This window comes from Clostridium sp. CTA-1, assembly GCF_054768215.1.
The window spans coordinates 17,353-28,821 of sequence record NZ_BAAAAP010000034.1 but is presented as its reverse complement, the minus strand read 5'-3'; the positions used below and the strand labels follow the sequence as shown (position 1 = coordinate 28,821).

Annotated in this window: 9 protein-coding genes, 3 tRNA genes and 1 other annotated feature; all 12 genes read left to right on the top strand. The window is 26.0% G+C overall.

All coding sequences use genetic code 11. From position 1 onward, the window contains the following. Positions 1–70 precede the first annotated feature (70 nt). The 12 genes from ACYUEW_RS17945 (at position 71) to ACYUEW_RS17890 (ending at position 11,399) form a co-directional block, all read left to right on the top strand. Positions 71–146 (top strand) — tRNA-Ala (locus ACYUEW_RS17945). A 165-nt stretch (positions 147–311) separates the two neighbouring features. After that, positions 312–764: an HD domain-containing protein gene (locus tag ACYUEW_RS17940; protein ID WP_460277595.1), complete on the top strand. Its 453-nt coding sequence runs from the start codon at positions 312–314 to the stop codon at positions 762–764. 15 nt (positions 765–779) lie between these two features. Continuing rightward, positions 780–1,301 carry a transcription repressor NadR gene (locus ACYUEW_RS17935; RefSeq protein WP_003482815.1) on the top strand — a complete coding sequence of 174 codons (522 nt, stop codon included), beginning with the start codon at positions 780–782 and terminating at the stop codon, positions 1,299–1,301. Position 1,302: 1 nt separating this feature from the next. Then, entirely contained in the window at positions 1,303–2,466 is a 1,164-nt protein-coding gene (locus ACYUEW_RS17930; RefSeq protein WP_042384043.1) for a DUF362 domain-containing protein, read from the top strand. Positions 2,467–2,470: 4 nt separating this feature from the next. Next, entirely contained in the window at positions 2,471–5,152 is a 2,682-nt protein-coding gene (locus ACYUEW_RS17925) for a UPF0182 family protein (protein ID WP_460277592.1), read from the top strand. A 136-nt stretch (positions 5,153–5,288) separates the two neighbouring features. Beyond that, the gene (locus ACYUEW_RS17920) at positions 5,289–6,065 is read left to right on the top strand and encodes a L,D-transpeptidase (protein WP_096045014.1); all 777 of its coding nucleotides are present in this window, start codon (positions 5,289–5,291) and stop codon (positions 6,063–6,065) included. Between the two features lie 24 nt (positions 6,066–6,089). Next, the gene (locus tag ACYUEW_RS17915) at positions 6,090–7,487 is read left to right on the top strand and encodes an FAD-dependent oxidoreductase (protein ID WP_460277589.1); all 1,398 of its coding nucleotides are present in this window, start codon (positions 6,090–6,092) and stop codon (positions 7,485–7,487) included. A gap of 16 nt (positions 7,488–7,503) precedes the next feature. Continuing rightward, positions 7,504–7,857, top strand: a complete 354-nt coding sequence (locus tag ACYUEW_RS17910; protein ID WP_040108828.1) for a DUF1667 domain-containing protein — start codon at positions 7,504–7,506, stop codon at positions 7,855–7,857. A gap of 85 nt (positions 7,858–7,942) precedes the next feature. Beyond that, positions 7,943–8,135, top strand: a binding site (T-box leader). Positions 8,136–8,228: 93 nt separating this feature from the next. Then, on the top strand, positions 8,229–9,509 hold the full coding sequence (serS, locus tag ACYUEW_RS17905; protein WP_460277587.1) for a serine--tRNA ligase: 1,281 nt from the start codon (positions 8,229–8,231) through the stop codon (positions 9,507–9,509). Between the two features lie 276 nt (positions 9,510–9,785). After that, positions 9,786–9,876, top strand: a tRNA-Ser gene (locus ACYUEW_RS17900). Positions 9,877–9,896: 20 nt separating this feature from the next. Then, positions 9,897–9,987, top strand: a tRNA-Ser gene (locus tag ACYUEW_RS17895). Positions 9,988–10,262: 275 nt separating this feature from the next. Next, positions 10,263–11,399 carry a hypothetical protein gene (locus ACYUEW_RS17890; protein WP_460277585.1) on the top strand — a complete coding sequence of 379 codons (1,137 nt, stop codon included), beginning with the start codon at positions 10,263–10,265 and terminating at the stop codon, positions 11,397–11,399. The last annotated feature ends 70 nt before the right edge of the window (positions 11,400–11,469 follow it).

Genomic DNA, 11,469 nt, shown 5'->3' with positions numbered 1-11,469 from the left:
CTCAGTTGGTTAGAGCAACCGGCTCATAACCGGTAGGTCCGGGGTTCGAGTCCCTGAAGGTCCACCATTTGGGGGTATAGCTCAGTTGGGAGAGCACCTGCCTTGCAAGCAGGGGGTCAGGAGTTCGAATCTCCTTATCTCCACCATTAGACATAAGATACTTATGAACTTTCATAAGTATCTTATTTTTTTATATCCATTTAAAAAACAAGAAATTTATTGTAAACTAATAATATAAGATTATTTAAATAGGGAGGTTTAATAAAATAGTATATAGAATTAAACAATTTCACTGGAATGCTACTGCTAAATTGGAATATGGAGACATAGTATATATAAATATGCACTTAGATAATGAGGAATTAAAGATTTTCAATAAATTATCTATAAGTGAACAAAAGCATTCTATAAAAGTAGCTTATGATATAGAAAAATTATATGAAGAAGGTAAATATAATCTCACAAAAAATGAGTTTATAAAGGTAGCTTTATTACATGATATAGGAAAATTAAATTATAAAGTTGATATTATAAAAAAAAGCATAATAGTAATTATGGATAAAATTACGAATTCTAGAATAAAAAAATTTCAAAATATTAAATCAGTTTATGTTCATTATAATCATCCTTATTTAGGATATTGCATTTTAAAAGAATATAATAAATATAGTGAAGAAATGTTATTTTTAGTTAAAAACCATCATGATGAAAATATTATAAATAAAGAATTAAGTTTATTAATATATAGTGATAATTTAAATTAATAAAGTGGTGATATTATGAATTCAATAGAAAGAAGAAAAAGCATTGAAAATATGTTAATGAAAAATAATAAACCTATTAAAGGTAATGAAATGGGACAAAAATTAGGTGTCACAAGGCAGGTGATAGTAAAAGATATAGCTATTTTAAGAGCGTCAGGTAGAAATATAATTGCTACACCTGAAGGCTATTTAATACCTAATGAAAATAAAGAATTAATAAGAAGAATTATAGCTGTATGTCATGATAGTAAGGATATAAAAGACGAGTTGGAGACTATAATTAAATTTGGAGGAATAGTAGAAGATGTGGTAGTAGAACATCCTGTATATGGAGAAATAAAAGCAATGCTGATGATAAAATCCATGTATGATATAGATAATTTTATAAAAAATATACAAAACAATAAAGCAGAACCTTTATTAATACTTACTGGTGGGATTCACTTGCATACAATATCTTCAGATAATGAAGATATAATGAATAAAATAATAGAAGAATTAAACAAAAAAAATTATTTAGTAGATGAGGAAATATAAGATGGATAAAGTAGCCCTTTTAAAATGTGATGAATATGATTTAAAAAAAGTAGAAAAAACTATAAGAAATGGATTTGAGCTTTTAGGAGGAGACTCTTTTTTAAAAAAACTTATACCTTATAATAGCAAAATTCTTTTAAAACCTAATATGCTTAGTATTGAAAATGAAGGTTCTCCAGTAGTAACTAATAGTGTAGTTTTCGAAGCAGTAATAAGAATATTAAGAGATTATTCTAGTAACATATCCTTTGGAGATTCCCCTGGATTTGGAGATTCTAAAAGAGCAGCTGAAAAATGTGGATTACTCAATATAGCAAAAAAATATGATATAGCATTTAAAGATTTTAAAGAATCTATTAATGTAAGCTGTGATAATTCTATTTTGTGCAGATCATGGACTATAGCAAAAGCAGCTTATGAAACAGATGTATTAATAACATTACCTAAATTAAAAACACATGCTATGGCTTACTTTACTGGTGCAGTTAAAAATCAGTTTGGATGTATACCAGGAACATTAAAAGCCACTTGGCATACAAGAATGCCTAATGCAAATAATTTTTGTAAAATGTTATTAGATTTAAATACATTGCTAGAAACTGATTTTGCTATATTAGATGGAATTATAGCTATGGAAGGAAATGGCCCTAAAAGTGGAAGTCCCTATAACCTTAATACAATTATAATGGGAAATAGCCTTACAGCAGTGGATTCCGTTGCTGTTAAAATAATAGGATATGATAATCCATTAGAAATTCCTGTATTAAAAGAAGCCTATGATAGTAATTGGGGAAGTGTTTTTTTAAAGGACATAGAGGTATTAGGTGAAAAAATAGATAGCATGGCTGTAAATGATTTTAAACTTTGTAGAGAAGGTGGGGATTTTTATTTTATAAATCCTAAAGTTACAAATTTTTTAAAAGATATTATTGCACCAGATCCTACTTTAATAGAAGAAAAGTGCATAGGATGTAGTAGATGTGCTGAAGTATGTCCCGAAAAACCATATGTTATAGATATGATAAAAAAGGGAGATAAAAAAATACCAGTTTGGAATATGAAAAAATGTATAAGATGTTTTTGTTGTCAGGAACTTTGCCCTAAGGGAGCTATAGAAACTAAATATTCTTTGATTGGAAGATTTTTAAATAGAAATGGTAGGTGATAAAATGAAAAATAAAAAAGCATTGTTTATACCATTAATCATAATAATTTTATTTATAGCATTTTTTAATAAAATAATAAATTTTATTATTAATATAAAATGGTTTAAAGAAGTAAACTATTTAACAATATATTTTACTAAAATGAGAGCTATAATTATTTTAATGATTCCTATATTTATAATATTTTTTATATCTATATGGATGTATTATAAAAGCCTTATGATAAATAGGGATAAAAGTATAATAGATATAGAATTAAATAAAAAAGATTATGGGAAAAAATTATTTTTTATTTTTAACTTTATAGTATCTATATTTTTAGCTTATATATTTTCAAGTAGTTATTGGTATAGAATATTACAATTTAATAATTCTGTAGATTTTAATRTAAAAGATCCTATCTTTTTTAAAGATGTTTCTTCTTATGTATTTAAGTTGCCACTTTTTGAATCTTTATATAAAGTTATAATTTCTTTATTATTATTTTTAGTTATAACAACATTTATAGCTTATTTTATTTTAGAAGCTAAATATAAAATTCAAAGCAAAAAGGATATAAATTTAAAAAATATAAATCATGGCATAAAATCCTTTGCAGGAAAACAATTAGCTATTGTATCTGGTCTTATAATTTTATTTATATCCTTTGGGCATTTAATAAAAATATGGAATTTAGTTTATAGCTCTAATGGAGTATCTTTTGGTGCTAGCTATACTGATGTTCACGCTACTTTATTATTCTATAAAATAATAGTAGTAATTACACTAATTTCATCTATAGTAACATTATTAAGTATAGTAAAAGGTAAATTTAAGCCAGTAAGCATATGTATAGGTATAACTATATTTTTGATAGTATCACAAAATATAGCATCTTTTTTAGTACAAAACTTTATAGTCAAATCAAATGAAAAAACTTTAGAGCAACCCTATATAAAAAATAATATAGATTTAACAAGAAAAGCTTTTGCATTAGATGATATTGAAATAAGAGATTTTGATATTAAAAATGATTTACAAAAGCAAGATATTACAGATAACAAAGCAAGTATAGATAACGTAAGAATAAATTCTTTTAAACCTACATTAGAATTTTATAATCAAGTTCAAATAATAAGATATTACTATACTTTTAATGACATAGATATAGATAGGTATAATATAAATGGAAAATACAATCAAGTATTCCTAGCTGCAAGAGAAATAGATACAGATGCCTTGAACCCAAATACATGGCAAAATAGACACTTAATATATACACATGGCTTTGGAGCAGTTATGAATAAAGTAAATTCTGTAACAAGTGAAGGACAACCTGACTTTGTTATAAAAGATATACCACCTTATAATAAAACAAATATAAAATTGACTAATCCTAGGATATATTTTGGAGAAAAGACTAATGACTATGTTATAGTAAACACTAAGATAAATGAATTTGATTATCCTAAAGAAGATTCTAATAAAACTAATAAATATAATGGACATGCAGGGATAAAAATGAGCTTTATTAATAGATTATTATTTGCTATAAATAAAAAAGATATTAATTTTCTTTTATCAAAGGATATAAAAAGAGATAGTAAGATAATAATAAATAGAAATATTGTAGAGAGGGCAAAAAAAATAGCACCCTTTTTAACTTATGATAATGATCCTTATATGGTTATATATAATGGCAAAATATATTGGATAATAGATGCTTATACTACTACAAATAGATATCCTTATTCAGAGCCTTACGATAATATAAATTATATAAGAAATTCAGCTAAAGTAGTAATAGATTCTGTAGATGGAGATATTAATTTTTATATTACAGATAAAAAGGATCCTATAGTTAATAATTATGCTAAAATATTTAAGGGATTATTTAAAGAAGAAAAAGATGCGCCTAAAGAAATAAGAGAACATTTTAGATATCCAAAAGATCTATTTAGTATTCAAAGCAAAGTATTAGGAAAATATCATGTAAAAGATCCTGGCGTGTTTTATAATGGTGAAGATCTATGGGAAGTATCTAAGGATCAAAAACATGTTGAAGGAGAAACAAATACAAATGATGCTCCTTATATAATTATGAAATTACCAGAGCAAAATAAGGAAGAAATGGTACTTTTGAATTATTTTAATGTAATGAAAAAGGATAATATGATAGCTTTATTTGGAGCAAGAATGGATGGAGAGCAATATGGTAAAAAAATATTATATAAACTTCCATCAGACAAAACGGTATATAGTCCATATTTATTTAAACAAAAAATAAATCAAGATACTAATATATCTAAGGAATTATCATTATGGAATAGAGAAGGTTCACAGGTGCAATATGGAGACACTATAATATTACCTATAAAAAATTCTCTTCTTTATATAGAACCACTATATTTGCGAGCTAGTGGTAAAAATAGTATACCAGAAATGAAAAGAGTAATATTATCCTATAATGATAAATTAGTTTTATCATCTAGTATTCAGGAAGGTATAAAAGAAATATTTAATTCTAAAGATAACAAAGTAAATGATAAAAATGAAAAGGATAGTACAAAGACTATAGATGATTCAAAATTGAAAAAAGCTCAAGAATATTATAATAAAGCCATAGAAGCTCAAAAAAATGGAGACTGGACTAAATATGGACAAAATATAAATGAATTAGGCAATATATTAAATAGTATAAAATAAAAGATATAATAACTATGATTAATATCTGTAAAGAACCCCATATATTTATATGGGGTTCTTATTTGTTTTTTGATTAAATTATCATTTATATGTAAATAATAACATTATATAGAAAATTAATTTGGAGTGATTAAATTTGAAATTTAAAAAAAGCGTATATATTGTTATATTTACTTTAATATTATTATTTATACCTTGCTTTATACATACAAAGAAAGATGTAAGCACAACTAATAAGTTAGACAATAAAACAAAAGAAATAAATAAAAGTGAAGTGGATAGAAATGAAATGTCAGTATTCTCATCTAATACTTGTTTTAAAAAAACTTATTATATAAATAAAAATAAAGTACCAGTATATAAAAATTTTGATTCTAATAGCGAAGTATTATATTATTTATATGAAGATGATATAATTGTTAGCTATAAGGAGCAAAATGGATATATATTTTGTGAAGAAGGAAATTTAGGAAGAAAAGGATGGATTAAGAAAAATAAAGAAAATCTTAAAGGAATTTTACATAAAAATACTGAATATAAAGTAGATGTAGACTTAATAGATCAAAAGATAAGGGTATATAAAAACGATAAAATAATAAAAAATATCAAATGCTCAACAGGAGTTATAGGAAAACAAGATACAGAAACTCCGTTAGGTATTTTTTATATTACAAATAAGGGTAAATATTTTTATAGTAACAAATATAATCAAGGTGGTAGATACTATATTAAATTTTTTGCAAATTATTTAATTCATTCTATACCTGTAGACAAAAATGGTAATATAATAGAAGAAGAAAAAGACAAATTAGGATTTCCTACATCTCATGGATGTATAAGAGTACCTATGGAGGATTCAAAGTGGTTATATAGAAATATACCTAATAAATCTTTAATAATTATACATTATTAAAATGGAGAGAAAGGCTGATAAAAAATGGATTATGATGTTATGATATTAGGTGGGGGAATAATTGGATGTGCATTAGCTTATGAATTATCAAAATATAGTTTAAATATAGCTTTAATAGAAAAGGATTATGACATAGCAGACGATGTAGCATTTATAAATTCATCTGTAGTGTATGATGGGGTGGAATGTGAAGATGATTTAGCAGCTAATTTGGAACTAAATGGTAATAAATTAATGGAACATATATCTAAAAAATTTAAAATTCCATTTAAAAAAACAGGGTCATTAATAATAGCCCAAAATGATAATGAAGTATCTAATATAGAAAATATGTATAAAAAAGCTTTAAAAAGAGGTATAAAAAATATAGGAATATTAACTAAGGATGAGGTAGAAAAAATAGAACCAAATTTAAATATAGATTTTAAAAAGGCATTATATTCTAGCAATACAGCATCTATAGCACCTTTTGATTTAGCTATATCTTATGGGGAAATTGCCTTTGATAATGGGGTAAATTTTAAATTAGAAGAACAGGTTTTAGAAATACAAAAACTATCTAAAGGATATAAAATTATAACTAATAAAAACAAATTTAACTGTAATATAGTTATAAATACAACCCCTGATGAAAATTTTGGAATATATTCAGACACCAAAAGAAATTATAAAAAAAGTAATTTAAATTATTTATTGATAGAAAAAAATTCGATCAAAGAATTTAATAATATAGTAGTAAAGCTAGGTAATAATGAAAATATAAAAAAAATTTTAGCTGTACCAACGGTTCAAGGCAGTATGGTTTTAGCAGTAGATACTTATGAAAAGATAAATTATAAAAATACATTAGATGTGTCTGCTTTGATTTTAGATGAAATAAATGAGATGGATATAAATAATTTTTATCAATTTCCATATTATGATGATAGTATAGTGATAGATGATAGTTTAATAGATAAGGGATATATAAAAGTTATAGTCAATCATTATGGACAAGTAACGATGACACCTTATATAGCAAAGATTGTTACAGATAATATAGTTAGCAATATAAAATGTGTACTAAAGAAAGAGTTTATAGATAAAAGAAGGGATTATTATAAATTTAATGAGTTGTCTTTAGAAGAAAGAAATAAAATTATAAATATGGACAAAAGGTATGGAAAAATAATATGTGCTTGCAATAAAGTAACAGAAGGAGAAATTATAGATGCAATAAGAAGGCCTTTAGGTGCACGAACATTAGAGGGAATAAAAAGAAGGACAGGAGCAGCTTTTGGTAGTTGTCAGGGAGCCTATTGTTTAAATAAAGTTGCATCGATATTAGCTAGAGAAACAAATAAATTTATGACAGATATAGTTAAAGATTCAAAAAATTCTAAAATTATACCCTGTAGAATTAAAGAATTTGATACAATTTAATTTAGGAGGAATAAAGGTGCTTAGAGAATTTATTTGTAATGGATGCAATAAAAAATGTATAATATCTCTTTACAATAGTAATTATAATACTATAAAAGGTAACCAATGTAATTTAGGAATAGATTATGCTAAAAATTATGTTAATACTACTAAGGATATTTTTACTACATTAGTCAGGATAAAAGGATCTAAACATAATGTATTACCAGTAAAAAGTAGTGAACCTATAGAAAAATCTTTATGGATAGAGTGTTCTAAAGCTTTAAGTAGATTATATGTAGGTTATCCTATAGAAATTGGAGATGTAATTTGTAAAAATATTTTAAACACTGGAGTAGATATAATAGCTATTAAAAATATTAATGAGTAAAGGGTTAGCTAAAATTAACAAATGCTATTGACATATAGCTATAGTATTTGTATAATTTTATTAAATTTATGTTTATAATTAAATATTAAAACCTGTGAAGAGGAGCAGTAGCTATATGAAGTTTTAAGAGAGTTAACGGCTGGTGTAAGTTAATAACCTTATATTGTGAATCCACCTCTGAGGGACTGTTATAAAAACAGTACGGATAACCGTTATAATTAAGAGAGGATCATTTTATGATCAATTAGGGTGGCAACGCGGAGCTTTTCGTCCCTTTTATAGGGAAACGAAGGGCTTTTTCTATTATATTATAAAAATACAAAATCTGAAGGGAGGAAGTATTTATTGGATGATCCAATAAATAAAATATTATGTTAGATTTAAAAAGAATAAGAAATAATCCAAATGAAATAAAAGAAGCATTAAACAATAGAGGCGAAAAGTTTGATGTAACTGTAATTGATGAAGTTTTAAAATTAGATGAGGAAAGAAGAAATATTTTAGTTAAAGTTGAGGTTTTAAAAAGTAAGAGAAATCAAGTTTCTTCTGAAGTTCCTAAGCTAAAAAAAGAAGGAAAAGATGTTTCTAATATAGTAGCTGAAATGAAAAATTTATCAGAAGAAATAAAAGAGTTTGATGCTACTTTAGCTAAAATAGATGAAAAAATACAATATATAATGCTTAGAATACCTAATATACCAAATCCACAAGTGCCAGATGGAGAAACAGATGAGGACAATGTAGAAATAAGAAATTGGTCAGAACCAACAAAATTTCATTTTGAACCTAAAGCTCATTGGGATATAGGAACAAATTTAAATATTCTTGATTTTGAAAGAGCTGGAAAAGTAACAGGATCAAGATTTACTTTTTATAAAGGATTAGGAGCTAGATTAGAAAGAGCTGTAATATCTTATTTTTTAGATACTCATACAGAAAAACATGGTTATACTGAAATATTACCACCTTACATGGTAAATAGAACAAGCATGATAGGAACAGGACAATTGCCTAAATTTGAAGAAGACGCTTTTAAAATTTCAGAGGACGATTACTTCTTAATACCAACTGCAGAGGTTCCTGTAACTAATTTATATAGAGATGAAATCCTAAAAGGTGATGAATTACCATTAAAACATGTAGCTTATAGTGCTTGTTTTAGGTCAGAAGCAGGTTCAGCAGGTAGAGATACAAGAGGTCTTGTTAGACAACATCAATTTAATAAAGTAGAGCTTGTTAAATTTACAAAACCAGAACAGTCTTATGAAGAATTAGAAAAACTAACTAATGATGCTGAAACAGTATTAAAAGAATTAGGTATCCCATATAGAGTTGTAAGAATATGCAAAGGTGATTTAGGATTTACAGCTGCATTAAAATATGATTTAGAAGTTTGGATGCCAAGTTACAATAGATATGTTGAAATATCAAGCTGTAGTAACTTTGAAGACTTCCAATCAAGACGTGCTAATATAAGATATAAAGAAGATGCAAAAGCAAAACCACAATACGTTCATACATTAAATGGATCAGGTGTTGCTATTGGAAGAACTGTTGCCGCTATACTTGAAAACTATCAAAATGAAGATGGATCAATTACAATACCAGAAGTGTTAAGACCTTATATGGGAGGAAGAGAAGTAATAAAATAACTGAATATTATTTGTTATAAAGAATTTATATATATTTAATTTAAAATAAACACTATTAAATTGATTTATTGGAGTAAAATTTAATAGTGTTTTTATTATTAGTTAAATAAAATTCCATAAAAACTATATTTTATTTAAGTTATATTTAATAATCAAATATGATATACTAAAATATTATAAAAAATCAATGAGAAAAATAGATATTAAAAATATAATCTACGTTGACAAAGTTTAATTATAATGCTATAATAATTTTCGTTATGAAGTTAAATATGTGGAGAGATGGTCGAGTTGGTTTAAGGCACCGGTCTTGAAAACCGGCGTACGGGTGACCGTACCTAGGGTTCGAATCCCTATCTCTCCGCCATTTTTATGTAAGTAAGCTATGGAGAAATACTCAAGTGGCTGAAGAGGCGCCCCTGCTAAGGGCGTAGATCGGGTAACCGGTGCGAGGGTTCAAATCCCTCTTTCTCCGCCAAAATATTTTGTACGAAGAAGTCGAGCTTTTAGCTGTCGACTTCTTTTCTTTTGTCTTAAGTATAATAAAACCCCAACTATGCTCAAGAATACAACAACAATGTTAAAAAGATAAATTTTATCTAACTGTACCATTTTATAACAAAAGGGTAATGTCATAAAGGATACAATGAGTTTATCACATTCTAAATATAGAAGGTAAGAAAAGTATGGTAATATAAAGAAAGATAAAAGACATAAAAAATTACAAAAAACAAAATAGAAGGAGAAATACATATGATTCAATTTGTTGAATTTTATCCTACAATGAAGGTATTGAAAGAAATAAATCGTCGCTTGTGTATTATGATTGATTTTGAATTTGCGCTTTTAAACGATACAGATGATGAGTATATTGAATCTTATTTTCCATATTATATTTGCAGGGAGAATCCGGATAAATGCAAAAATATTATAAAAGATTTACAGGAATGGGTGGAAGACTATTATCTGCATGATATGACTTGTTTACATGAATATGCACTCTACAAAATTATTTGGAATTATTCAAAGGTAATAGATGATTTAGAAGAATATGCGGGAAAGCCACTTTTTTCTGTTGAGAAATGTGACGAATATTCAGTAGATGAACTGGATCTTCTTAATAGCCTTCAAACAGGAGATGATTTTGTAGAGACTTTGTTTGTAGATATTGATTTTACTTACCTTGATAAGATTGTTTTACTATATCAGATAAATCGGCCAGGATTTGATAGCTTGGGTGTTAATATTAAATATTATAAAGAGTTGATGCCAAAAGATATACGAATGCAAATTGAGGCAGAATTGAAAAATGAAGAGAAAAATAAATTATTGGAAAATTTAATTGTAGTAAAGCTTAAAGATGTGCTAAAAAGGTTAGAAGTGCGTCCAAGGCAGTTATTGAAGCATACAGAAGAGGAAATAAGTGATCAAATTGCAGATATGTTAAGACTGGCTTTACAAGATAAGATACAAATTGAACGAGAGACTCCTGTTGGATATTCTGTCAAAAAATCAGGAGAGTCGGACTTTTTTCTTTCTTCAGTATATAATGGTACAATTACCTATATAGCAATTGGAGAAAATAAGAATTGGGGTCATTTTAATTCTCAGTTAAATCAACTTATAGCATATTTGAATGAAAATTTCCAATTTGGTTTTACAATTGTAATTGTTAAGGACAAAGAAAAAGGTAATGTTATAGAAAAACAACGGGAGATATTGAATAAATTTAATGTAAATGGTCAGTTAGGAGCAAAAAATATATATGAAAAAGATGATATTTTAGTTTCAGTACATGAAAATCCAGAAAACTCAAATGAATTTTGTTTATATCATTTAATTTTAAATTTATATCATCCTATACGTGAAAAAGCTGCATTTCTTAAATAGTATATTTTTATATTCTAAAAAATGTTTTTAGAAAAAATTTAAGAAATATATTGACATATATTATTTTTAT